Below are 23,220 nucleotides of genomic sequence, written 5' to 3' on the forward strand. Positions count from 1 at the left end.
AGGCGCATTTTTTTATGCATGAAAGAAAGTTATAAACCTTGAAGTTTCAAACGATTGGCATGTTGACGGTAGACTGAAACAGGGTCTGGTGCAAATAGTCCCTTCAAGCCCAATACTTGATTGACTTCATCGAAATGGTTCCACTTGTAATTATCACGGACGGTTTTACCTAATTTACTGCTGCATTGGCTCACTAAGCCGTCGTTCGGTTGTCCGCTAAATGCAATTGGCCCCATTGCGGTAAAGATCGTATCTGGATCAAGTAAGTTGGTGGTGTTAGAAATACCTGTCCATGAATAGAAGCTAATGCCATTGGCAACACTTGGGCCATCAGCACATTTAGTTGCAGGCATACCGAGTGGAAATTTTGCATTAAAGGCTTTCACACCCGGTTGAGACATACTGTAGATCGAAGCTTTAAAATTTGAAGGCAGATTGGACTGCTGGGCGAAGTTAATCACTGGGGTCATTAATGCATCCATAACAGTCGCTAATACGCCATTTAAAATCGGTACGCTCTGTACTAAATCCGCCACAGGTGAACCGTCATTAGTGCCTGCGACTGTACTGACAGAGGCAACCAAATCAGGTCGTACGCCAGCAATATATCGAGCCGTAGGGCCACCATGTGAGTGACCAATTAAATTCACTTTGGGTTTGCCAGTAATGGCAACTACTTGTTCAACTTGGTCTAACAGTTGTTCACCGCGAACTTCAATGGACTCCAACGGGGAGATTTGTGTCGCAAAGGCCGTAGCCTTGTGGCTTGCCAAATCGGGGAGAACTTGATACCAATAATCTAGACCAAAAACGGCACCGCCTAAGCGATTAAAACCAAACATCCCGTGTACAAACACTAGGGGGTATTGTGTTTCAGCATAATTGTCGATGACTTTTTTAGTGGTCGCTTGCTGTATACCCAATGCAGCATGCGTTTGGGTCACTGCCATACTTGCAAGGAGCGTGGCGCAGAGCAATTTTCCTTTCATTTTTTCATTCCTTTCTTTTTGTTTTGGTTTTTAAACTGCGATTCAGTTCAGTTTGGAAATAGACAAACGCGTCTATTTGACAATTTTTATTGTCATTAAGGATTATAAGAAAAGGAAAGTAAAATGTGAGAACTAATCGACAGAATGAAAGATATTTTGTACATTGATTAATGAAAATATCATTAAACCCTGAATTTACAGGGTTTAATATATAGCTTTACTAAATTATAAACCTTGAAGTTTTAAACGATTGGCATGTTGACGATAAACGTCGACAGGATCTGGTGCGAACAACGCTTTGAGACCAAGCACTTGGTTGACTTCATCTAAATGGTTCCAGTTGTAGTTATTACGAATGGTTTTACCAAATTTGGCACTACAGCGTGATACGAGGCCATCATTGTCTTTTCCGCCATCGATCAGTAATGCGGTCACTTTTAGTGCTGAGTCTAAATCTAAAATATTGGTGATTTGGCCAATGCCTGTAAATGAATAGTTGTAAATGCCTTTTTCCACGCTATTGCCATCAGCACAATTGGATTTAGGCAAGCCCAGAGGGAATGCGGCATTATACTTTGCAGAACCCGCTAGCGTTAAACTTGAACCACCTGCCAATGCGTCATGAGGATAAGTCGTTGGATCTAGACCTTGCGCCCAAACGATGGCTTTAGAGACAAAATTCACAGCTCCAACCAAGGGTGCTTCGACAGCGGTGCCTTCAGCTTTTAAAATTAAGTCTGCAACAGGGGAGCCTTGATGAGGTCCTGCAACACTGGTTAATGAAGCCACGACATCTGGGCGAACACCGGCAACATAACGAATCGTTGGTCCACCATGACTATGTCCAATTAAATTCACTTTATCCGCACCTGTGAGTGCTTGGATTTCAAGAACTTGTTGTAGAAGCTGTTCGCCACGCACTTCGGTAGAGTTAAAAGGCGATACGCGAGTTGCCCAAACATTTGCACCATTTCGGGCAAGATCAGGAAGGATTTGATACCAATAGTCGAGTCCAAATGAGTCCGTACCAACGGTAATGAAACCACCCATACCGTGGTTGAATACGATTGGATATTTGGTCTTTGCATAGCTGGAACTAGCTTTGGCAGTGACTTGGGTTGCTTGCGATGCAGATACATTACCGATGAATGTAGCTGCAATTAAACCTGCTAAAAATGATCCGTATTTCATGAGCGATCCTCAATGTATTATTGTTTTATGACAATATTTATTGTCATTTCTAATAAAGCAATAAAGACCACCTGTTGCAAATTGAAAGAGATTAACTGTGACGCTAAATGTAACAAAATAAACGATCATGAATTTTTCAGATCTATAAAAGTAAATAAGAGGGCCGAAGCCCCCTTATTGCATTTAAATTTCAACGATAAGAATTAAAGTCCTTGCAGTTTTAAACGGTTTGCATGTTGACGGTACAGCGCCACAGGATCTTGTGCAAATAGCCCTGTTAAGCCAAACATCATATTGGCTAAATCGGTATGGTTAAGTTTGTAGCTATCGTTAATGACTTTACCGATATAAGCACTACAACGTGCAACCATACCGTCATTGTCTTTATTGCCGTAAGACAATGGTCCGAGTTGCATCAGGATCGTATCGATATCAAGTAGATTTGTGGTTTGCGCAACACCAGTCCATGAATAGTACTGAATGCCTTTGCTGTCGACTTGCTTTAAGTTTTTGCTGCAATTTTCTGAATATGCCAAAACACCGTCAGCTACAGCAGATTTTGCAACCGTACTGTTAAATGCAGCAGAACCTGTTTGTGATAATGATTTCATAGAGGCATCGAAATCAATTTCAAGCTCAGGTTTTGCCTGACCCAAAGCAATCAATGGACCGACAATATAATCACCTAAAATATTGAAGGCAGTACGAGAAAGTGAGTTGCCTTGAATATCATCTGCGACTTTAGAGCCGTGATAGGTGCCTGCAACACCTGTAATAGACGCAATGTACTGTGGTTTCGTTTGAGCAACATACAATACAGTTGGGCCGCCATGAGAGTGACCGATTAAGTTAAGTTTTGGCTTCCCTGTAATAGCCAAAACATCTTCAACTTGTGCAATTAACTGCTCGCCACGATGTGCTGTGGTATTTGCAGGAGATAATTGCGCTGCAAATACGGTTGAGCCATTTCGTGCCATATCTGGCAAGATTTGGTACCAATAATCCAGTCCAATGGTGTCGGTGCCGATACGTGACCAACCGAGCCAACCATGTACCATTAAAATTGGATATTTGGTTTTTGCGTAGTCAGATTTTGCCGTTTCCTTTACCTGGAGGACACTAGGCGCAGCTTGAGTGCTTGCCGATATACTCATCGCTAAGCCTGCAACTGCAGCTACAGAGGCCATCTTGGCCGTGTTTACTAAAGATCGCATAAATGTTCCTTGATCTGATGTTGTTTTTATTACTTTTTAATAATGAAAATACTCTCTGTTTTTAAGCAACATCTTTGTGATTGGCCAGGCCATATCTTTGATTTTAGAGAGTTTGAATAGACAAAGATGCCTTGTCATTTTTTCATGCTCGGTTTGAAATTCCATGTCATTTTAGGACATGGGGTGCATTCAGATGACATGTATATTTATATACATCTGTCTTTTATTTTGATCGTTTATTTTAGTTGTTATGATTTAATAACTTATTGAATTAGTTTGTTTAATACTTACAAATAAAAACATTGTAAACAAAAAAAGGACGTCCAAAGACGTCCTGTTCAGTGCTGAAAGGGAACCAACTTTTGAAGTTACAGTCCCTGTAATTTTAAACGATTGGCATGTTGGCGGTAGAGCGCAACTGGGTCAGGTGAAAATAGGCTGCGTAGACCAAAGACCATATTCACTTCATCTAAGTGGTTGTGATTGTAGTCATCACGGATCACTTGTCCGATGTGGGTGCTACAGCGGCCAACCAAACCGTCATTGTCACGATTTCCATAGGCCAAAGGGGCAAGTTGACTAATCACTGTATCTAATACATCTAATACATTCGTGGCTTGCGCTGTACCCGTCCATGAGTAGTAATACACGCCATTGTCGACTTTGGCACCCGACTCGTTGCAGTTCGCTGCCAGTGCTGCAGTTGGAAATTTTGCATTAAATTCAGCAGAACCTTTTTCACTGATCGCGGTAAGTGATGCATCAACACTGTTGGGTAGACTCGAGTTGCCTTCAGCCCAAGTAATAATCGGTGCTAAGAGTTGATCGCCAAGGACCCCAAAGACTGAGTTAATGGTTTTATTTGCTTGGATTTTATCTGCGACTAGAGAGCCACGATAAGTGCCTGCAACCCCAGTCACCGAAGCTACATATTCAGGTTTGATCGCTGCAATATAGCGAGTTGTCGGTCCACCATGTGAATGACCAATGAGGTTCACTTTGGGTTGGCCGGTCAGAGCAAGAACTTCTTCGACTTGAGAGAGCAATTGCTCACCACGGACTTCTGTCGACTCTAGCGGAGAAACTTGGGCAGCAAAGGTATTGGCCCCATTACGAGCTAAATCTGGCAAAATTTGATAAAAATAATCCATGCCAAAGCTGTCAAAACCAATGCGAGTAAACCCGAACATACCATGGGTAAACACAATCGGATATTTGGTCTTGGCATAGTTTGCCGAGCTGTTGGCGGTGACATGTTGGAGTCCTGCCGCCGCTTGGGATTGTGTGCTGGCGATCACTGCTGATGCAGCGATGATTGCGCATAAAAGAGCTTGTGGTTTTTTCATCATTTCATCCTGAAATTGAAGTTGTTTTTAAATTGTTGTTTGCAGTTATTCTGCGAAAGGTAATTTTCCACCTTGATCATGCACAGATTCAAAGGTACTGACGCGGAGCTGATCTTCCTTCGATTTAAAATGTTGATTACGGAGTTGCTGCACCGCTTGTTGTTTAGCACTGTCACTCATATTGCTTTTCATAATGCTGTCACGCTCTGTGAGGTACTGATTTACGCTTGATTTCCAAGAGCTGCGCTGGCTGTCTAGATTTTCAAGGCGCTGAGTAGCTTCTGGACCCACTAAATTTAACCGCATTTGATGGATTTCTTCGCTTGAACCACCACGGGCTTTAATGTCTGCTGTGAGTTTGCGTAAATCTTCAAGTTTATTGATTTGTTCCAGATTTTCTTTCCAATCTTCTGGGAGTTCATCAAACAGGGCTTTTAGTTTTTTGGCTTTTTCCGACTCAGAAAGTTTTTTGTCATTCACCACTTCCATACGTTTCAGCGTGTATTCGTGATAGGTATTTTCCTTGCCAAATAAACCTTCAATTTCATAATCAGAAAAGAACTGTTTTCTTAAATTCTGGGTGCTGCTATAGATCGAGCGATAATATTGAGGTGATTCTTTGTCGTCACTCGGTGGCTGTAAATGACCTAATTGTTCACGATATTTCATATAGCGATCCCACAAATCATAAATTTGGGACAGCGCCGGTTCTTTATGACCTTGTGCAATGTAGGCTTTAAAATCCTTTTTGATTTGATCGATCGACTTTTCACCATATTGAGTGATGAAATATTCAAAACAATTCCGCGTTTGTTCGTTCACGATCAGACGGTTTGAACCATCCATACTGATTTGACAGTTAACTTCCGTGTCTTGTTGACTTGGACTGAGCAGTGAAGAACCGCTTGTTGCTTGTGCTGTAGAGCTTTCGCCCTGAGCTAAAGGCGTATTTTGTTGTTGAATCGATTGATCTGAAGGATCATTTTGTGATGCTTTTGGCGCCAGCCAAAATATAAATGCAGCAACAGCGATAACGACCAAGGCAATGATGAGCCAAAGTTTATTTTTTTGCATATCCCAATGCACCTTTATTCCGTTTTTAATTGTTTTAGAGTTCTAAATGCGAACTCAATATGACATAAAACGCAGATAAAAACATAGAAGAGTTGTAAACGTTAGAGGTGGGTTGTTACCATTGCGCTGTTCCTGTATTAGCCAAATTTTGACATGAAAAAAGCCTCTCCTAAGATCCAACGTCGTCCTGTACATGGTGTATTTCTTTTGAATAAGCCATTAGGTATTAGCTCGAATGCAGCCTTACAGAAGGTTCGTTGGCTATTTCGTGCTCAAAAAGCAGGGCATACCGGTGCGCTTGATCCGCTGGCTTCAGGTTTATTGCCGATTTGTTTGGGTGAAGCGACGAAATTTTCACATTTCTTGCTCGACTCGACCAAGCGTTATCAAACCACGGTCTTTTTAGGACACAGCACCACGACGGGTGATGTGGAAGGTGAGGTACTGATGGAACAAGCCGTACCTGTTTTGACGGAAGCCACGATTCAGCAGGTGTTGGCACAGTTCGTGGGAGATATTCAACAAATTCCACCGATGTATTCTGCGCTGAAAAAAGAAGGTCGCCCGCTGTACGAGTTGGCGCGTAAAGGCATAGAAATAGAGCGTGAAGCACGTCCAATTTCGATTTATGCCATCGAGTTATTATCATTTAATGAGAATAGTATTACACTCGACATCACCTGTTCCAAAGGCACGTATATTCGTGTTTTAGGCGAAGATATTGCCAAAGCATTGGGTACTTTTGGACATTTGACCTATCTACACCGTACGCAAACAGGGCATTTTGATCTCAATCCAACTTACACTATTGAATATTTAGAGAGTCTGACCGAAGCTGAGCGTGAAGCATTATTGCTGCCGGTGTATTCGCCTGTCGATCATTTCTGCAAAGTGCAAGCGCCGGAAGGTCGAGCTGAATATTTTAGTCGTGGAATGCAAAGTAATATTGAGCATGCTGCGGAAGCGCAGGTTTTGGTATTTGATGGTGAGCGTTGTTTAGGGCTGGCTGAAATTACAGACCGTAAACGTTTGGTGCCTAAGCGTGTGTTAAATCTAGAGTAGCTGATACAGCATTGAAGACTTCTTATGGACTTTGAAATTATTTTAAGCCTCTTATTTTTTGCATTTTTTTCCGGTGCAATTGATGCAGCAGTGGGGGGCGGAGGATTAATTCAAATTCCAGCCATTATGAATGCCATGCCGCACTTATCTCCGGCGACGGTGTTTGGCACCAATAAGTTGTCTTCGATTTTTGGTACAGCGTCAGCTTCCTATTCTTTTTTACGCCAAGTCAAACTCCGTTGGAAATTACTTGCGGTCATTGCAAGCTGTGCATTTGTTGCCTCCTTTGTGGGAGCAGCCTGTGTATCAATGATTCCAAAAGAAGTCTTACGTCCTTTCGTTTTGGTCATGTTGATCGTGATTGCGATTTATACCTTTGCCAAAAAACAATTTGGTCAAGTGCATGTACGCCAAGAACTGACTCCTAAAATCCTCGGTCTTGCCGCTATTGGTAGTCTGGTGATTGGCTTTTATGACGGCATCTTTGGGCCGGGTACGGGCAGTTTCTTTATTTTCTTTTTTATTCGTTATCTACAAGCAGACTTTTTACATGCCTCTGCTTTGTCAAAAGTCGCCAACTTAACCACAAATCTAGCTGCACTGAGTTTCTTTGCGCCCACTGGCCATGTGTTATTTGCGATAGGCTTGATGATGGCTATAGCAAATATTTTAGGCTCGATCGTTGGTGTACGTGCGGCGATTAAATACGGCAGTGGTTTTATTCGAATTCTATTTTTGATTTTGGTGAGTATTTTGATTGTACGGTTGGGTTATCAAACCTTTACGGGACAAGCTTAAAACAAATCTTAACAGAGCGTTGCTGAATTCTGTCGCTGAAATGATTAGTATGAAAATAAGCGACTCGTTTGAGTTGTGGATAATAATTAAATTTCATAATACACAATTAGCTAAGCATCAGAGGTCATCACTACAATGAATATATTTGAAGCTTTACGCCAAAGTCATGAAAAGCAACGTGAACTTGCTGAAAAACTCATTCAAACATCAGGGGATACACCTGAGCGTCGAGATTTATTTGAGCTGCTCAAAAATGAGTTATTTGCTCATGCTGTTGGCGAAGATCGTTATTTTTACATCCCGTTAATGATGACTGATTCGGGCTTAAACATCACCCGTCATGCATTGGCGGAACATCATGAGATGGATGAATTATTAGAGCAACTGACGGAAACTGAATTTAGTAATCCAGGTTGGTTGGCAATTGCGAAAAAGTTATCTGAAACGGTACATCATCATTTGCAGGAAGAAGAACATGGCTTTTTTCAGCAAGCGGGTAAAATCTTAGATGAAAAACAAAAGGAAAGTTTAGCCAAACAATATTTGGCAGAATATAAAAAATACAAGAAGGCGGATAAAGACAGTTTGACGGGATAAATATTAGTGAGTTTTGAGGACAAATTCCAAATTAAAAAAGACGGCAGAGGCCGTCTTTTTATTTCAGCGATAAAGATGAAAATTAGTTTGATCCGCTAGTCGTTGTAGTGCGAGAGGAGCGCATTGTCACCCCGACCGAGGCAAGCATAATACACACCAAAGCAAGCCATTGCCCTATATTAATGCGTTCCCCCAATACCACCATACCCGTAATGGCTGCCAAAGCAGGTGAGATACTCGACAATGTGCCATAACTCAGTTTGCTAAGAATCTTCAACGCTTTGAGGTCAAGGGCATAAGGTATGGCTGTAGCTAAAATCGCAATCAACAAGGCTTTAGGCCAATATTGCGTATCCAATAAAGCTGATGCGTTGTTATAGAGGCCGATGGGTAATAAGGTCAATGCCGATAAACTAATGGCGATGGTCAGTGCATGCATACCAATATTTTGGTGTACCACTTTTTGTCCAAAGTAAATATAGAATGCCCAACATAGCCCCGCAGTTAAGGCACAAGCTGCTCCAAATATTGAGAAATTACCACTTTGAGCTTGCCCCCAAGGTACCATCAACGCAATCCCTAAGATCGCCAAAAACACCCAAATATAGTCACTACGATTTTTAATCGACAGCAGTGCCAAACCTAGCGGCCCAATAAACTCGAGTCCTACGGCAATGCCTTGAGGGAGTTTGCCCAGTGACATATAGAACAAGACATTCATGAGGCACAGTGCTGCGCTATAGCAGAGCAGATCACGCCATTTTAAAAACGACAGTCGTTTTAAAATGTGCCATGAACGAAACATTAAACAAATAATAATTGAAGCAAAACAGAGTCGTAAAATGGTCACACTGAGTGGATCAAGCACCAAAAATAATTGTTTGGCGAATGATGCACTGATCTGATAGGAAATCATGGAGAGCACCATGAAAACAACAGCGAGAAGTTGTGAATTTGGCATGCGGCACACAGTTGTTGGGCGGTGTTGAGCCCTATTTTTGAGTCAGTACAGTATAGCGGTTAATATTGAATTATTGATGACTTTTCAGAGGCAGAAATGCAATTTGCAGGTTTTGAATTTAAAAAAATTGAATATAAAAAATCGTCTTTAAATCGCCACCATTTTTAAATTCAAAATAAAAAATGGAGATATTTTCAAAAGATTAAGGCGGTTTGAATTTAAATTGATTTGGCCTTTTGCGTGGTATAAGTACAGCCAATCGAAGCACTGATAATCACTGCCAATGCCAACCATTGTGTCCATAACAATTGTTCATGCAAAAAGATAAAACCCGAGAGAGCGGCAACAGCGGGTTCCAAACTCATGAGTGTACCGAAACTCAGCGCAGTCATGTTACGTAGCGCAATCATTTCTAGAGTAAAAGGTAAAGCACTGGCTAGGGTCGCAAGTGCAATAAAATACAGCAGACTACTTGGCTCAAACGCCTGTGCCGGCATACCTGCAAAGAGTGCGATGGGCATCAAAACACACATGCCGACGAACATGCCTAAGCAAACGGTATGATTGCCTGAGACCCCTGACGGTTTTTGACCAGCCACGATATAGAGTGCCCAACACGCACCTGCGCCAAGGGCGAGGGCAATGCCCAAGGGATCAAGTCGTTGTGCAGCTTGGTCAAAAGGAAAAAGTAGGATAAGGCCTAAAATAGCCAGTCCGACCCAAATAAAGTCAAATTTTCTGCGTGCAGCAAATAGTGCGACACTGAGCGGACCAATAAATTCAAAAGACACGGCAATGCCGAGAGGCAGGCGATCAATCGACAAGTAAAATAATACATTCATCCCTGCTAAGGCACAGCCATAGCTGAGGATAGACGACAATTTGACTTGTTTAAAATTGATTTGCCAAATTTTAAAAATAATCGCCAAAATCAAAGCGCCTAGCATTAAACGCATGGCCGAGACGGTCAGTATGGGAAATTGACCGAAAAGATATTTGGCAAATGAACCGCTGCTTTGCATGCTGATCATGGCAATAAGCAAGATCAGCGGTGCTTGGACAGCCGGTGCAACTTTAAAATTTGGCATAAACTAAATTTGTTTCGATGACTCGAAGAGCGGGAGAGTGGCACTAGCCAGATTTTAAAATTTTATAACAATAAAAAAACCACAGCCCGAAGGCTGTGGCTTCAGTGTCTAATTAAATTAGAACAATACGCGAACGCGGATGGTACCTTCCACTTCGTGAAGAGTATCCAAAGCTTCTTTAGATGCAGTTGCATCAACGTCCATCACAAGATAACCCACATCACCTTTAGTCATTAAAGACTGACCAGAGATGTTGATACCGTGTTCAGCAAACAAGTTGTTGATTTTTGAAAGAACGCCAGGCACGTTTTTGTGGATGTGAAGTAAACGGTGTTTACCTTCAGTCAACGGTAACGCGATTTCTGGGAAGTTCACTGCAGATAAAGTCATACCTTTATCAGAGTAAGCAACGAATTTTTCAGCAACTTCAAGACCGATGTTCGCTTGCGCTTCCATCGTAGAACCACCAACGTGAGGGGTTAAAATCACGTTGTCTAAGCCACGAAGTGGAGAAACAAATTCTTCACCGTTTGCTTTTGGTTCTTTCGGGAATACGTCAACCGCAGCACCTGCAATGTGACCAGATTTGATTGCATCAGCAAGATCCTCAATGATTACACATGTACCACGTGCAGCATTGAGGAAGATTGCGCCTTCTTTCATTTGAGCAAATTGCTCTTTACCGAAGAAGTTACGTGTAGATGGAACGTCAGGAACGTGTAAAGAAACCACGTCTGCATTGGCAAGAAGTTCACCCATAGAACCGACTTGACGTGCATTACCCATTGGAAGTTTAGTTACAGCATCGTAATAAATTACGTGCATACCTAAACTTTCAGCAAGTACAGAAAGTTGCGAGCCAATCGAACCGTAACCAACAATACCTAAAGTTTTACCACGAGTTTCAAATGAACCAACTGCAGACTTGTTCCAACCACCACGGTGAGTTGAAGCAGATTTTGCAGGAACACCACGAAGTAATAGAATCGCTTCAGCAAGTACTAGTTCAGCAACTGAACGCGTATTTGAGTATGGTGCGTTAAATACTGGAATACCGCGAATCATTGCAGCATTTAAGTTCACTTGGTTTGTACCGATACAGAAACAACCCACAGCAATCAGTTTGTTCGCCGCTTCAAAAACTTCTTCAGTTAATTGAGTACGTGAACGAATACCAATGAAGTGAGCATCTTTAACCGCTTCTTTCAACGCTTCACCCTCAAGCGCAGTTTTACGGTAGTCAATGTTGGTGTATCCAGCAGCATTTAGAGTGTCGATTGCGTTTTGGTGAACGCCTTCTAACAACAAGAAACGAATTTTATCTTTAGGTAAAGAAAGATGTTGGCTCATTACGGCTCCGCTACAAAGGCCAAATTTAGTGCGCATATAATAGCATAGGAAGTCGCCCGATATACATTTCCTTTATGACCGACGTCATGGCTATTTTGGCGAATGATGAGTCAATATTTTTTAGATTTGGTCTAATTAACTTGGTCATATTCCTCGTGACATTTTGAAATCACGTTTTTCTTTGGGTTTTGTCAAAAAAAGCCCAGTTATAGCTTATAATGGTGCCGCTCAAAATCATCATGACCAATTCCCTGACATTTTGATGCGCTCTGTTTCAGGCTTTTTCTCTTGAAATATGCGTTACCGCAGTTTTGACTGAATGAAGTCTGAACCTTTAAAAAAACTTGTTTACTTCTTGCAAGGTCTGAAAACGATGAATGCTCCAGTCGCTTTAACCCCAGAGTTATTGACCCAATTGACCGCTATTGTTGGCGAAAGCCGAATTAAAACCGATGCGGATAGTCTCCAAAATTGGGGTCGTGACCATACTAAGCACTTCGATCCAAACCCGTCGGTCGTCGTTTTCCCTTCAAGCACAGAGCAGGTTCAACAAATTGTAAAACTTGCTAACCAATTTAATGTTGCGATTACCCCAAGTGGCGGTCGTACAGGTTTATCTGCGGGTGCTGTGGCTGCTAACGGTGAAATCGTGGTGAGCATGGACAAGATGAACCAAATCTTGGAATTCTTCCCAGCTGACCGGATGGTACGCGTACAAGCAGGCGTGGTGACTGAACAACTTCAGAATTATGCTGAAGAACAAGGTATGTATTACCCAGTCGATTTTGCATCATCTGGTTCATCACAAATTGGCGGCAACATTGGTACCAATGCGGGTGGTATTAAAGTGATTAAATACGGCATGACTCGTAACTGGGTGTTGGGCATGACTGTGGTTACTGGTAAAGGTGACATCCTGCGCTTGAACAAAGGCATGATCAAAAATGCGACTGGTTATGCACTTCAACACTTATTTATTGGTGGTGAAGGTACGCTAGGTTTAGTGACTGAAGCTGAAATCAAACTTGAACGTCAACCCCATGACTTACAAGTGTTGGTTCTCGGTGTGCCTGATTTTGATGCGATTATGCCTGTTCTACATGCCTTCCAAAAGAAAATCGACCTGACTGCATTTGAGTTCTTTGGTGAGCTTGCAATGCAAAAAGTATTGGACAATGGTCATGTACAACGTCCATTTGAAACACCATGTCCGTTCTATGTTTTACTTGAGTTTGAAGCACCATTTGAACCGATCATGGATGCGGCAATGGAAATCTTTGAACATTGCATGGAACAAGGCTGGGTACTGGATGGCGTGATGAGCCAAAGCTTAGACCAAGTACATAGCTTATGGCGTTTACGTGAAGACATTTCAGAGTCAATCGCACCGTTCACTCCATACAAAAATGACATCTCAGTTCTGATTACACATGTGCCTGCATTTATTAAAGAAATTGATGCAATTGTGGAAGCGAATTACCCAGACTTTGAAATTTGCTGGTTCGGTCATATTGGTGACGGTAACTTGCACTTAAATATTTTGAAACCTGCGGATTTAAGTAAAGATGAATTCTTTGCAAAATGCCAAGTGGTGAATAAATATGTATTTGAGACTGTGAAAAAATATGACGGTTCAATTTCAGCAGAACATGGCGTGGGTATGACCAAAAAGCCTTATCTCGATTACACACGTTCAGCTGAAGAAATCGAATATATGAAAGCATTGAAAAAAGTATTCGATCCAAATGCAATTATGAACCCAGGTAAATTGTTCGATCTTTAATTTTTTAAAGACGTACTAGAACGCATCTTCGGATGCGTTTTTTTATGGCTATAAAACGCCTTTTTTGCCGTGCATGGATGAGAGACTACACATTGATTTTTGGAATGGGGTACTTCTTTTACATTGCTTAAATAGTGTTTTGGACAAATGTTCGGCATGATAGGTCTGAATAATAAATTTGAGTTGGTTCTATGTATCGTTTAATTGCTGTGTCTGCATTGTGTGTGGGGATGTTGGCGGGTTGTGCGACAACGCAGAAAATTGTGTCTAAAGTCGGTTCTTCTGCTACGCCACTCGATCAGGTATTAAAAGAACGTCCTGATTTGCGTAAAGAGCTGTCGACTGTGGAAATTCGTCAGTACTTTAACCGTGTTGAGTCGCCAAATGCGGGGCAGGTGAAAGTGACTGAAACGGGTTTAATGGATGATTCGGTGAAATCGGTTCGTACCATTTATAGTTTTAGATTGGTGGATGGTGACTGGCAGCGTGTAAATACGCAGAAGGAATATAAGTGCCAACGTGGTAAAAATACCAAGACTTTCCAATCGGCGAAGTGTCCTTAAATTATAAAAAGTTAAGGTCTAAATTTCTTATTAAATATTCAGCATGACGGGGTCCTTTCATTTTAAATTCGATGATTGGAGCTCGTATCTACTTTTGTTTCGGCAAAAGTAGCAAAACCATCTTTCATCCGCAAAACTCGTCAAATACCATCTTCAATTGTGTAGGTCGCAGAAACTTTACATATTGAATGTGTCCTGACTCGGACAGTTGCGGATGAGTTTCCGCGTATCTTAATTTTCATCCTAAACATAGAATATTCAATCCTAAAAATTTTCTCGTGAGTTCGTATAGTTTTTAATAATATAAAACCGAATTCAAATCATGATCAGATTTCAAATTTATGATGAAAACCCTAGCCTTCATCCACGTCAATGACTCAGGTTCACCCATTGGTGACTTTGCTCCGGTCACATCAGTATTTTCCCATTATGAATTGGGAAATACGGTCTCGCCTTTTTTACTGCTCGACCATTTAGGGCCTGGGGTGCTGAAACCAACCAAACTGAAAAAAGGCGTGTTAGAGCACCCACATCGAGGCTTTGAAACCGTCACATTGGTGTTTAAAGGTGAACTTGAACATCATGATACGACTGGCGGCGGTGGAGTCATTGGTGAGGGAGATGTACAGTGGATGACTGCTGCTTCAGGTATTCAACTTGAAGAAGTCTTTAGCCAAGCCTTTGCACAGCGGGGCGGAGCATTTGAAATATTGCAATTGTGGGTCAATTTACCTGCTAAAGATAAAATGAATCCTGCACGCTATCAGAGCTTAACCAAAGCCAGTATTCCAAAGGTCGATTTAGCCCAAGATGCAGGTTATGTACGGGTCATTGCAGGGCAATATTTAACGGCCCACGGCCCCGCAGAAACACATACGCCTATGCAAGTATTTGATGTCTTTGTCAGAGCCAATCAAAGCATCACCCTGCCTGCACAGGAAGGGGATACCACGCTGGTATATTTACGCTCAGGCAAACTGAAATTTAATGAAACGGATGAACTATTAAATGCACAGCATATGGCAGTCATGTCGAGCCGAGGTGAAAATGTCGAATTGACGGCAGTTGAAGATAGCCACATGTTGTATTTATCGGCGCAGCCTTTAAATGAACCCATCTATGGGCGAGGTTATTTTGTGATGAATCATTTTGCAGAAGTCATGCAAGCCTATGAAGACCTAAAACAAGGTCGCTTTATCCAAAAAGCAGACAATGAAAAACCATAAAAGCGGTAGTTTAAAAAGACCAATACAACGCCAGCAAACACTGTTAAAATAGTCGGACTCAAACCGACAGATCGGTTCGTTGAAGTTCATTTTATCTCTATCTAGCGTCTTGTGAATACGACGCACATATGGCGGATACGCCGCAAATTCATTTTTAAAATTAATATTACAGTGCTCGTCATTGGGCTGAAGTGTCTCTCCCTATTTGTCATTTCAAGCTCGACAGCACACATTTGATATGTAGATAACAATGCAAAACGTACAAACCACAAAATTAAGTCGTGCCACCTTAATGTTTCCCTTGGCACTGGTTTTATTTGAATTTTCTGTCTATATCGGCAACGACTTAGTGCAACCCGCCATGCTTGCGATTACCCAAGAGTTTGGTGTGAGTAGTGCATGGGCACCCTCGTCGATGTCATTTTACTTATTGGGAGGTGCTTGTGTCGCTGCAATATTAGGGCCATTGTCAGACCGATTAGGCCGTAAAAAAGTCCTATTGGGTGGTGTAGCGTTCTTTAGCTTATGCTGTTTAGCGATATTGCTCACACATAATATCGAAAGCTTTTTAACTTTGCGTTTTTTACAAGGTTTTGGTTTATCGGTCATTTCTGCCGTGGGCTATGCCGCTGTTCAGGAGACCTTTGAAGAGCGTGATGCCATCAAAGTCATGGCGATCATGGCGAATATTTCACTACTGGCGCCACTGATCGGTCCCGTCCTCGGTGCCTTTATGATTGATCACGTGTCATGGCATTGGGGCTTTATTGGAATCGCATTTCTATCTTTTTTGAGTTGGTTTGGTTTAAAAGCCAAGATGCCGACTCAGCACATCAGCATTCCAAAGCAACCGGTGGGCTATATTATCGATGACTTTAAACAGGTGTTAAAAAATAAACGCTTTTTGGCACTGACACTGGGTCTACCGATGGTGGCAATGCCACTGATGCTGTGGATTGCGCTATCTCCGGTGATATTGGTGGAGCAGCTAGGACTGAGTAGCATGCAATATGGCATGGCACAGTTTCCTGTTTTGGGCGGTCTGATCCTCGGTAATATTGTCCTGATTAAAATCATCGACAAACTGCCATTAGGTCAGTCTGTGATGATCGGGCTACCGCTGATGTTACTCGGGACGAGCCTCGTGGTGATTGGGACGATGACTGAAAGTTATTTTCTGACCTTTCTCATTCTCGGCATGAGTTTGGTCAGTTTTGGTGAAGGGATTAGCTTTTCTGTGCTCTATCGATTTGCCTTAATGTCGTCTGAAATGTCGAAGGGCACTGTGGCTGCGGCAGTGTCTGTGATCATGATGCTGACGTTCTTTGCCGTGATTGAAATCGTGCGCGTGCTGTATGAAAACTTTGGCCTTTGGGCCTATAGTTTGGCAGGCTTTACCCTCATTATCTTGTGGTTCAGCCTACCACGCTTGGTGGTGCGAGATATTATGCGACAACGTAAATTGACGGGTGAATTTTAAATTCGAGTTCATGCCATCATAGAAAAAGCCCAATGCTGTGTAGAACAACATTGGGCTTTTTTATTTGCTGTATACCGTCTTAATTTGATGTTGCAGGTTGTTCTGCATTTTTTAATTTGCGATCGAAAATAAACGGACCAAAAGGCAAAATCGATGCAATCAGGCCCATTAGAAATACGCTGAGTGACCATTTTTGCTTTTCACAGACCACAAATAGCACCACCAAGAAGGCAATAAACAAGACGCCATGTCCCATACCGACGTATTTGACCAATATTGGATTATCCATCAGGTACTTCATTGGCATAGCAATGAACAACAATAATAAAAAGGAGATGCCTTCGAGTAGGCCCACAAAGCGTAAGGTCTTGATATTCATGCGAAGTCTAAATTCAAAGTGATTTCAGCCTTGAGTGTACCTGAAAGCACTGCAGGAACGAAGCATTCCCGTTGAAATAATTGATCCGCATATTGAGTCTAAGTTGATGTATTTAAAGTTAATTCTGAGTCGTCTGCTCGGATTAACCTTCTAGATCCGTTAAGGCATCTTCAATCGAACCCTGATCAAATTCATAGTTACAGCCGAGTAAAATCATCGGGCTTTTTCCGGTCATTTCAGACAGGCTTAGTTTGTGATTGATGGCATGCAGATCATCCGTTTCAGCTTCCGTACGTAGGATTTTTTCACCACGGAAAAACGGCATATTGGCAACCATCGGATGCTGTTCAATACCATATTTTTGGGCAAGTTTTTTCACATCGGCTTGGCGATAGATCGCGAATACTGCATTGGAAGACAGGCCAATTTCTTGGGTTGGCATGCCAAAAAATTCAACAGGCTGCTTCATAATCGAGTAAAGTGTCATGGTAGGTGTCGTAATCGGCCTGACATTCCAAAATACGCTTCAAATCTTGTGCTGTCGGTGCTGCAAAAACAGAAGACGCAGCTAAACATGAGGTCGCCACAATCGTGGGTAATATGAGGCGTTTAAGACCTAAACTAAGCATTTTCATTATGAGTCTCAAATGATTCTATTTTATTTCTGCCTGAATCAGCTGTGTTCGAAGCTGAATCAGTTCGGCTAATGTTTCTAATAATAAACTGATTTGCTTGAGCACCAGTTGCAGGTGATTAGACCGCATTTCTTCAGTGCTGAGTGTTTGAATTTCGAAAAGTTTTTGCTGAATTTTCTCAGGGTTGAGCGGTTTTTGCTGAATTAAGACCTCGTCTAAGGTGCTTTGACACCATTGCAGCAGTTCAAGGACTTGTTGGTCTTGTACCTGTTCACGGTGGCTCCCCAATGCCGAAATATAACTGAGCTGACTATGGCTATAGACCAAATAGCGAAAAGCATGTTGAATCAAAGTTTGGTCGGGTTCAGGCTCGGTACTTAAACTTGAAATCATGCTCGATAGTTCAGTTTGAGCATTATGGGCTGAACGACGGGCACGCCGATAATCAATGCTATTAGTTTTCCCATGGAGATATTGCTCAACTACGGCATCAAAATAATGCAAGGTCGCAGCAGAGCTTTTTTGAATGGTCTTGGAAATATTGCGAAAGTCCCAATCTGGCCAGATGACATTCACTGCGAACCATGCAATAAAACAGCCGAGTAGGGTATCAACGATACGCGGTAAAATAACTGCATAACCAGCGCCTTTTAAATTAAAAATCAGCAAGACCATTAAGGTTGCCATGAGGGTCGCCATGGCATATTTTTTGGCACTCAGATAGAAAAAGCACACGCCAAAAATAATCGTCAGTAGTAATTGACCTTCGACACTAGGCACAAAATACAAAATAGGAATGCCAAGTAAGACCCCTAATATGGTTCCCAATGTCCGCATTTTTAAACGACTTTTGGTCGCAAAATAACGCATCTGACAGACAAATAAACTGGTCAATAATATCCAGTAGCCATTTTTAGCAAAGGGCAATAGCGAAATGGCATAGCCCATCGCAAAGACAAAAGCGATGCGAACGGCATGGCGAAATAAGGCAGATTCGGGACTCAAATGCTGTTTCAGTTTGAGCCATAAATCATGCCAGCCATGAATATCGTCATCAAGTAAATTGAGGTTATCAATATGCTGCTGATAAGCCTGTTGCTGTGAATGATCTAAATCCTGCACATGCGAAAAACGTTCTTGCACACTGTCCAAATTACTCAAGATCAGCTGTAGGTTTTTCACTTCTATGTTTTGCGGATTATTGGCCATCCACTCCTGCAAAGAGGCATGCAAATGTGCCAGTGCTTGTGCGGTAATGGGATCAGGCTGATAGGGCTGTCGATGCAAAATACAGTAGGCCAACTGTTGGCAAGCCTGCGCTTGTAATCGAATATTTTTTTGAAAACGGAAAATTAAATCAGTACGGCTAAAATTTTGATGAATTTGTTCGTAGTGTAAATAATTCGCACTGGCCTGTTCGTGAATATCTTGTGCCAAGAAATATAAATTCAGCCAGTAGATGGTGTTTTTATTGGCTCTTGATGCTTTTAAACGGGTGAGTAAAGAAGCTTTGGTCGTGTTTAAACTCGGGATGACATCACTGTTTTTGAGTGATAATTCATACAGTAAGTGTTCCACATTGTCGACATTATCTGGGTCAAATAAGCGTGCTTTTGCATTCAGTACTTCGGCGATTTGTAAAAAACAACGCGAGAGATTGTCCTGTACGGGTAGGGTGGTTTTAATCAGGTAAAAAAGAATTGAGGTCAGGCCATACCATAAGGCCCCTAGAACAAAGCAGCTGGGTTGAAAATACCAGGTGTCATATTCGCCCAAGCCGAACATGGTGTAAATCGACAGTAAAATCGTGCCAAAAGATATCGTGGCATAGCGTTGCCCCAAAGCTCCTAATAAAATAAATCCTGCACTGGACAGTGAAAGATACAATATAAACAGCAGCTTATAGGGAAAGAGAAAATCTAAAATACTACTGACACTAAAGAAGAGTACGCAGACATAGAGCAAATTACGCAGTCGGATGCTGAGTCGGTCGTCAAAGTCCGTGAGCGCGGTGGCAATCGCACCTAAGGTGACGGGCACAATAAAACTATGAAAACCGAGAAAATATAATCCGAGCGTGGTGCCACTCAAAACAATACAAATTTGCAGGCAATACATAATGATTGCACTGGATTGAAACTGTTGAAACCAAGAGAGTCGCGTGTTCACAGAGTTATGAAGTATTCGAATGATTTTGTAAATTAGACTGAGCTTTTTTCTGTGAACTGTCAATTTTTATTCAATAGAAAAGCGGACTTAAAGTCCGCTTATTCAAATCTATGTGCAAGGTCGATTATTGAATCACACCACAGGCAATACGGTCACCGCCACCGCCTAGAGGTTTAGGGTCGTCAGAGTAATTATCACCACCAGCATGGATCATGATGGCTAAGCCTTGTACATCCGCCAATTTCAAACGTGGTGCAATTAAATTCACTTTTGCTGTGCCATCGGTTTGAACTTGAAGGATCGGTAAGTCACCCAAGTGACCTGTTAGCGGCGTACCGTGGTGAGGTGCAGCTTTAGGGTTAAAGTGACCACCTGCAGCAAGAGCAGCACCCGCTTTTCCATCTTTTTCAGCTGGGGCACAAGAGCCTTTTTCATGAATATGGAAACCGTGTGGACCCGGAGGAAGCTGGGTTAAATTGGTATGAATAACCAAGCCAGCAGGGCTATCAACCAAGTTAATTTGACCGATGCTTTGACCAATACCTTGAGCAGTCACGGCATTGACCGTCACGGTTTTTGCATTCAGACCTGTTGAAGTCGAGGTACTCGCACAGCCTGTAAACATCAGGGCACTGACCGCAGCAAGCGCACCGAATTTAAATAGTGAAGACATGTTTGGCATCCTGTCTGTTTTTATGGAGTTTCAACCATTGAAACAGATGCGGATACAGGATGACAGATAATTTAAGTATTTGATTGTAATATTTGTTTAATGAATTCAAGCCTGAATTAAGGTTGTTCAGGCTTATCATCTATATTGTCTAAGTTATGTGCCAACGTTGCTTTGGGCATCATGACGGGTTCAATTTGGGTTTCATGCAACCATTCACGCCAAATGGCTAACAATACTGCCAAAATCACTGGGCCGATAAATAAACCGACAAGACCGAAACTGGCGATCCCACCCAAAACACCAAACATGATTAATAAGAATGGAATCTGCGTTGCCCCTGAAATCACTAAAGGACGAATCACGTTATCGGCTGTACTCACGATACATACACCCCAAGCCATGACGCCAATGGCTTCAATGGTTTGACCTTGTGAAAATAACCACAACGACACAGCGGTATATGAAATTGGTGGGCCAAACGGAATCAGTGCCAACATGAAGGTAATGATGGTTAGTAACATCGGGTTAGGGACATCGGCGACAAAATAGCTCACACCGGCAAGTAAAGCTTGGGCAATGGCGGTGAGACCGATGCCATACACTACGGCACGTGTGGTATCCGAAATAGTGGCAAGATAATGATGAATACGTGGCCCAATGACCATTTCGAGGGCTTTACTGACCTGACTTAAAATGGTTTGACCATCACGATAGAAGAAAAATAAAGACATCACGGCAAAACACAGCTTAAAGATATTTTTACTGACTTCGCCGACCAAAACTTTACCGTAGTTCAAATGCCCCTGAATCCAAATTTGTACTGATTGAATAATACTGTTTGGGTCATTGTTCAGCTCATGCAGGGTACGACTGACTTCTTTACCAATAAACGGCAGTTGGCGAATAAAATCAGGCACATTGACATGACCAGAGAAAACTTGCTTTTGTAATTCAAAATACAAGTTACGGCCTTCATGTTGTAGCAAGAAGATCGCAAAAATCACCGGCAGACCCACCACGAGCACCACCAGTAAGATCATCAGCGCCGCACTTAGATTTGCACGATTGCCACAAAAACGATGCACCGATTGATACAGCGGCCAAGTCATATAAGCAATAATCGCTGCCCAAACAACGGGCACAATAAAGTATTTGAGTACGCTAAAGCTCAAAAAAATCAGGATAAAAAATAATCCGAACAATAAGACTTTTTGTAATGTAGGTGCGAACGTTGGCAATGCGTGCTCTGATTTTTTCATCATGTTGTGTTCAATCTTAACCGAAAAAAAAGCTCCCGAAAACGAGAGCTTGTTAACTTATGGTGAATATCTTGCAGGCTAGATCCTTGCAAGATTGGCCTTTATATCAACAAAATGTGGAATGATGTGTTAAAACCACTCGGCTTCGTCTTCAATAATGGCATTGAGCACAGGTTGCCATTGTTGCTGCATGCCGAGGTACAATTTTTGCGTTTTGTCAAAAACCGAAAGACCTTGCATGGCAAGTTGACCATAAGCGGTACGTTCAGAAATCCAAGCAACGGGCTGTTGTTCAACTTTATTGAAAAAATCTTGAATTTCTTTGGAATGAGCAGAATTGGGTTTGACACGATTGGCAAGCAATAAGATTTGGACTTTACCTTTACGAATCCGCTTAATTTCTTGCAAATGCTTTAAAAAACGACGGGTCGAGTCGATGTCGAAGAAAGATGGTTGTAGCGGGGTAATGATGGCATGAGCTTCACTCACCAACTGATCTGCATGTTCACCCGATAACGCACCCGGTGCATCGATAATTAGATATTCAATCCCTTTCGGCACATCACCAATCGACTTTTCATGACGCCAATCTAGGCTCTGAATTGGGGCGGCAGTCTCTGGGCGCTGTTTGAGCCATTGACGTGCAGACTTTTGATTGTCAGCATCTGCCAAGGCTACTTTATAACCTTTTTGCGCAAGTGCAGAGGCTAAACTGATTGCTGTGATGGTTTTGCCACAACCACCTTTTTGATTGGCAATTAATATCGTTTTCATCGACCTAAATAGATTTTATTCTGCTCATCCCTAGCATATCATTGTTTAATGCGGGGAATATGACAAAGAACCAAAGTCTAAGTTTTTTCTATAGGTTTCGCTGTAATATATTAAAAAGATTAGGAATTTTAAATGTCTGTCTGGATGGCCATGCTCATTGGCGCGTGTATTGGGATTGTACTGACCACCTTAATTTTAAGTGGCAGTCGCAATGGAAGGATTAAGGCAGAATACGAGCAATATATTGCAGAACTAGAATTGGAACATCAGCAGGCATTGGCCCATGCACAAAAACGCAGTGTAAATACCAGTCGTGCTGTTTTAAAAGGCAAAATGGCCGAACAAATGGCGCCGATCATGCCCGAATTTCAATATTTACCTAGCGATGCAAAGTTTCTCGGTGACCCGATCGATTATGTGGTTTTTGATGGCTATACCGACTTTCGTGATGGCGATGGACTCGCTGAAGACATCGAAGTGGTGCTGATTGATATTAAAAGTGGTGGGGCACGTTTGACCAAAGGGCAACAAGCGATTGCTCAAGCCATTGCTGAAGGGCGAGTGCGTTTTGAAACCATCCGAATTGATTTTGAGCATATTTAAGCTCAC

At 42.1% G+C, this 23,220-nt stretch carries 23 protein-coding genes; 8 read left to right on the forward strand and 15 right to left on the reverse strand.

Annotation, left to right across the window (positions count from 1 at the left end; translation table 11 throughout):
• Positions 1-29 precede the first annotated feature (29 nt).
• The 5 genes from FTU02_RS08825 to FTU02_RS08845 form a co-directional block, all read right to left on the reverse strand.
• On the reverse strand, positions 30-989 hold the full coding sequence (locus tag FTU02_RS08825; RefSeq protein WP_078192508.1) for a triacylglycerol lipase: 960 nt from the start codon (positions 987-989) through the stop codon (positions 30-32).
• A 225-nt stretch (positions 990-1,214) separates the two neighbouring features.
• Positions 1,215-2,180, reverse strand: a complete 966-nt coding sequence (locus tag FTU02_RS08830) for a triacylglycerol lipase (RefSeq protein WP_180156774.1) — start codon at positions 2,178-2,180, stop codon at positions 1,215-1,217.
• 203 nt (positions 2,181-2,383) lie between these two features.
• A complete protein-coding gene (locus tag FTU02_RS08835; protein ID WP_180156776.1) occupies positions 2,384-3,394 on the reverse strand; it encodes a triacylglycerol lipase in 1,011 nt (336 codons plus the stop codon).
• Positions 3,395-3,762: 368 nt separating this feature from the next.
• Positions 3,763-4,743 (reverse strand): lipase family alpha/beta hydrolase, encoded by a 981-nt coding sequence (locus FTU02_RS08840; protein ID WP_373684225.1) that lies wholly within the window; start codon positions 4,741-4,743, stop codon positions 3,763-3,765.
• 42 nt (positions 4,744-4,785) lie between these two features.
• On the reverse strand, positions 4,786-5,814 hold the full coding sequence (locus FTU02_RS08845) for a lipase secretion chaperone (RefSeq protein ID WP_180156780.1): 1,029 nt from the start codon (positions 5,812-5,814) through the stop codon (positions 4,786-4,788).
• 153 nt (positions 5,815-5,967) lie between these two features.
• Here FTU02_RS08845 and truB point away from each other — a divergent pair, with 153 nt between their 5' ends.
• From truB to FTU02_RS08860, 3 genes are all read left to right on the forward strand, one after another.
• On the forward strand, positions 5,968-6,876 hold the full coding sequence (gene truB / locus FTU02_RS08850) for a tRNA pseudouridine(55) synthase TruB (protein WP_180156782.1): 909 nt from the start codon (positions 5,968-5,970) through the stop codon (positions 6,874-6,876).
• Positions 6,877-6,900: 24 nt separating this feature from the next.
• Positions 6,901-7,674, forward strand: a complete 774-nt coding sequence (locus tag FTU02_RS08855; protein ID WP_180156784.1) for a TSUP family transporter — start codon at positions 6,901-6,903, stop codon at positions 7,672-7,674.
• Positions 7,675-7,809: 135 nt separating this feature from the next.
• Entirely contained in the window at positions 7,810-8,271 is a 462-nt protein-coding gene (locus FTU02_RS08860) for a hemerythrin domain-containing protein (RefSeq protein ID WP_078192502.1), read from the forward strand.
• 82 nt (positions 8,272-8,353) lie between these two features.
• On the opposite strand, the gene FTU02_RS08865 is transcribed toward FTU02_RS08860, so the two are convergent.
• The 3 genes from FTU02_RS08865 to serA all read right to left on the reverse strand — a co-directional run bounded on the left by FTU02_RS08865 (position 8,354) and on the right by serA (position 11,670).
• Positions 8,354-9,232 carry a DMT family transporter gene (locus FTU02_RS08865; protein WP_180021550.1) on the reverse strand — a complete coding sequence of 293 codons (879 nt, stop codon included), beginning with the start codon at positions 9,230-9,232 and terminating at the stop codon, positions 8,354-8,356.
• A 218-nt stretch (positions 9,233-9,450) separates the two neighbouring features.
• Positions 9,451-10,320, reverse strand: coding sequence for an EamA family transporter (locus FTU02_RS08870; RefSeq protein ID WP_180156786.1), 870 nt, complete (start codon positions 10,318-10,320; stop codon positions 9,451-9,453).
• 117 nt (positions 10,321-10,437) lie between these two features.
• Entirely contained in the window at positions 10,438-11,670 is a 1,233-nt protein-coding gene (serA, locus tag FTU02_RS08875) for a phosphoglycerate dehydrogenase (protein ID WP_180021554.1), read from the reverse strand.
• A gap of 373 nt (positions 11,671-12,043) precedes the next feature.
• Between serA and FTU02_RS08880 the strand changes: the two genes are divergently transcribed.
• The 4 genes from FTU02_RS08880 (at position 12,044) to FTU02_RS08895 (ending at position 16,722) form a co-directional block, all read left to right on the forward strand.
• Complete coding sequence (locus FTU02_RS08880) at positions 12,044-13,453, forward strand: FAD-binding oxidoreductase (protein ID WP_078189543.1); 1,410 nt, start codon at positions 12,044-12,046, stop codon at positions 13,451-13,453.
• A gap of 191 nt (positions 13,454-13,644) precedes the next feature.
• Positions 13,645-14,016 (forward strand): hypothetical protein, encoded by a 372-nt coding sequence (locus FTU02_RS08885; protein WP_180156787.1) that lies wholly within the window; start codon positions 13,645-13,647, stop codon positions 14,014-14,016.
• Between the two features lie 344 nt (positions 14,017-14,360).
• Positions 14,361-15,242, forward strand: a complete 882-nt coding sequence (locus tag FTU02_RS08890) for a pirin family protein (protein ID WP_180156868.1) — start codon at positions 14,361-14,363, stop codon at positions 15,240-15,242.
• A gap of 250 nt (positions 15,243-15,492) precedes the next feature.
• Complete coding sequence (locus tag FTU02_RS08895) at positions 15,493-16,722, forward strand: MFS transporter (RefSeq protein WP_078189336.1); 1,230 nt, start codon at positions 15,493-15,495, stop codon at positions 16,720-16,722.
• A 79-nt stretch (positions 16,723-16,801) separates the two neighbouring features.
• Here FTU02_RS08895 and FTU02_RS08900 read toward each other — a convergent pair whose 3' ends face one another.
• The 7 genes from FTU02_RS08900 to FTU02_RS08930 form a co-directional block, all read right to left on the reverse strand.
• Complete coding sequence (locus FTU02_RS08900; protein ID WP_078189335.1) at positions 16,802-17,101, reverse strand: DUF3817 domain-containing protein; 300 nt, start codon at positions 17,099-17,101, stop codon at positions 16,802-16,804.
• A gap of 142 nt (positions 17,102-17,243) precedes the next feature.
• On the reverse strand, positions 17,244-17,543 hold the full coding sequence (locus FTU02_RS08905; RefSeq protein ID WP_180156789.1) for a hypothetical protein: 300 nt from the start codon (positions 17,541-17,543) through the stop codon (positions 17,244-17,246).
• Between the two features lie 10 nt (positions 17,544-17,553).
• Entirely contained in the window at positions 17,554-17,736 is a 183-nt protein-coding gene (locus tag FTU02_RS08910) for a hypothetical protein (RefSeq protein ID WP_180156791.1), read from the reverse strand.
• 18 nt (positions 17,737-17,754) lie between these two features.
• On the reverse strand, positions 17,755-19,905 hold the full coding sequence (gene yccS / locus FTU02_RS08915; protein WP_373684226.1) for a YccS family putative transporter: 2,151 nt from the start codon (positions 19,903-19,905) through the stop codon (positions 17,755-17,757).
• Between the two features lie 124 nt (positions 19,906-20,029).
• A complete protein-coding gene (gene sodC / locus FTU02_RS08920) occupies positions 20,030-20,578 on the reverse strand; it encodes a superoxide dismutase family protein (protein WP_180084590.1) in 549 nt (182 codons plus the stop codon).
• 116 nt (positions 20,579-20,694) lie between these two features.
• Positions 20,695-21,816 (reverse strand): AI-2E family transporter, encoded by a 1,122-nt coding sequence (locus tag FTU02_RS08925; protein ID WP_180084640.1) that lies wholly within the window; start codon positions 21,814-21,816, stop codon positions 20,695-20,697.
• A 150-nt stretch (positions 21,817-21,966) separates the two neighbouring features.
• Positions 21,967-22,611 (reverse strand): ParA family protein, encoded by a 645-nt coding sequence (locus tag FTU02_RS08930; protein ID WP_078192493.1) that lies wholly within the window; start codon positions 22,609-22,611, stop codon positions 21,967-21,969.
• 132 nt (positions 22,612-22,743) lie between these two features.
• Between FTU02_RS08930 and FTU02_RS08935 the strand changes: the two genes are divergently transcribed.
• Entirely contained in the window at positions 22,744-23,214 is a 471-nt protein-coding gene (locus FTU02_RS08935) for a Holliday junction resolvase-like protein (protein ID WP_078192492.1), read from the forward strand.
• The last annotated feature ends 6 nt before the right edge of the window (positions 23,215-23,220 follow it).

Origin of the sequence: Acinetobacter sp. YH12045 (genome assembly GCF_013419925.1) — a bacterium.
In the GTDB taxonomy this organism is placed as follows: Bacteria; Pseudomonadota; Gammaproteobacteria; order Pseudomonadales; family Moraxellaceae; genus Acinetobacter; species Acinetobacter amyesii.

Bases quoted from the DNA above. Each gene is read 5' to 3' on its own strand.
- FTU02_RS08930 (WP_078192493.1), bottom strand. From the start codon at position 22,611: ATGAAAACGATATTAATTGCCAATCAAAAAGGTGGTTGTGGCAAAACC.
- FTU02_RS08865 (WP_180021550.1), bottom strand. From the start codon at position 9,232: ATGCCAAATTCACAACTTCTCGCTGTTGTTTTCATGGTGCTCTCCATG.
- FTU02_RS08900 (WP_078189335.1), bottom strand. From the start codon at position 17,101: ATGAATATCAAGACCTTACGCTTTGTGGGCCTACTCGAAGGCATCTCC.
- FTU02_RS08905 (WP_180156789.1), bottom strand. From the start codon at position 17,543: ATGCCAACCCAAGAAATTGGCCTGTCTTCCAATGCAGTATTCGCGATC.
- FTU02_RS08845 (WP_180156780.1), bottom strand. From the start codon at position 5,814: ATGCAAAAAAATAAACTTTGGCTCATCATTGCCTTGGTCGTTATCGCT.
- FTU02_RS08895 (WP_078189336.1), top strand. From the start codon at position 15,493: ATGCAAAACGTACAAACCACAAAATTAAGTCGTGCCACCTTAATGTTT.
- FTU02_RS08830 (WP_180156774.1), bottom strand. From the start codon at position 2,180: ATGAAATACGGATCATTTTTAGCAGGTTTAATTGCAGCTACATTCATC.
- FTU02_RS08885 (WP_180156787.1), top strand. From the start codon at position 13,645: ATGTATCGTTTAATTGCTGTGTCTGCATTGTGTGTGGGGATGTTGGCG.
- FTU02_RS08890 (WP_180156868.1), top strand. From the start codon at position 14,361: ATGAAAACCCTAGCCTTCATCCACGTCAATGACTCAGGTTCACCCATT.
- FTU02_RS08825 (WP_078192508.1), bottom strand. From the start codon at position 989: ATGAAAGGAAAATTGCTCTGCGCCACGCTCCTTGCAAGTATGGCAGTG.
- FTU02_RS08910 (WP_180156791.1), bottom strand. From the start codon at position 17,736: ATGAAAATGCTTAGTTTAGGTCTTAAACGCCTCATATTACCCACGATT.
- FTU02_RS08880 (WP_078189543.1), top strand. From the start codon at position 12,044: ATGAATGCTCCAGTCGCTTTAACCCCAGAGTTATTGACCCAATTGACC.
- FTU02_RS08835 (WP_180156776.1), bottom strand. From the start codon at position 3,394: ATGCGATCTTTAGTAAACACGGCCAAGATGGCCTCTGTAGCTGCAGTT.
- FTU02_RS08870 (WP_180156786.1), bottom strand. From the start codon at position 10,320: ATGCCAAATTTTAAAGTTGCACCGGCTGTCCAAGCACCGCTGATCTTG.
- FTU02_RS08855 (WP_180156784.1), top strand. From the start codon at position 6,901: ATGGACTTTGAAATTATTTTAAGCCTCTTATTTTTTGCATTTTTTTCC.
- FTU02_RS08935 (WP_078192492.1), top strand. From the start codon at position 22,744: ATGTCTGTCTGGATGGCCATGCTCATTGGCGCGTGTATTGGGATTGTA.
- sodC (WP_180084590.1), bottom strand. From the start codon at position 20,578: ATGTCTTCACTATTTAAATTCGGTGCGCTTGCTGCGGTCAGTGCCCTG.
- serA (WP_180021554.1), bottom strand. From the start codon at position 11,670: ATGAGCCAACATCTTTCTTTACCTAAAGATAAAATTCGTTTCTTGTTG.
- FTU02_RS08860 (WP_078192502.1), top strand. From the start codon at position 7,810: ATGAATATATTTGAAGCTTTACGCCAAAGTCATGAAAAGCAACGTGAA.
- truB (WP_180156782.1), top strand. From the start codon at position 5,968: ATGAAAAAAGCCTCTCCTAAGATCCAACGTCGTCCTGTACATGGTGTA.
- FTU02_RS08840 (WP_373684225.1), bottom strand. From the start codon at position 4,743: ATGATGAAAAAACCACAAGCTCTTTTATGCGCAATCATCGCTGCATCA.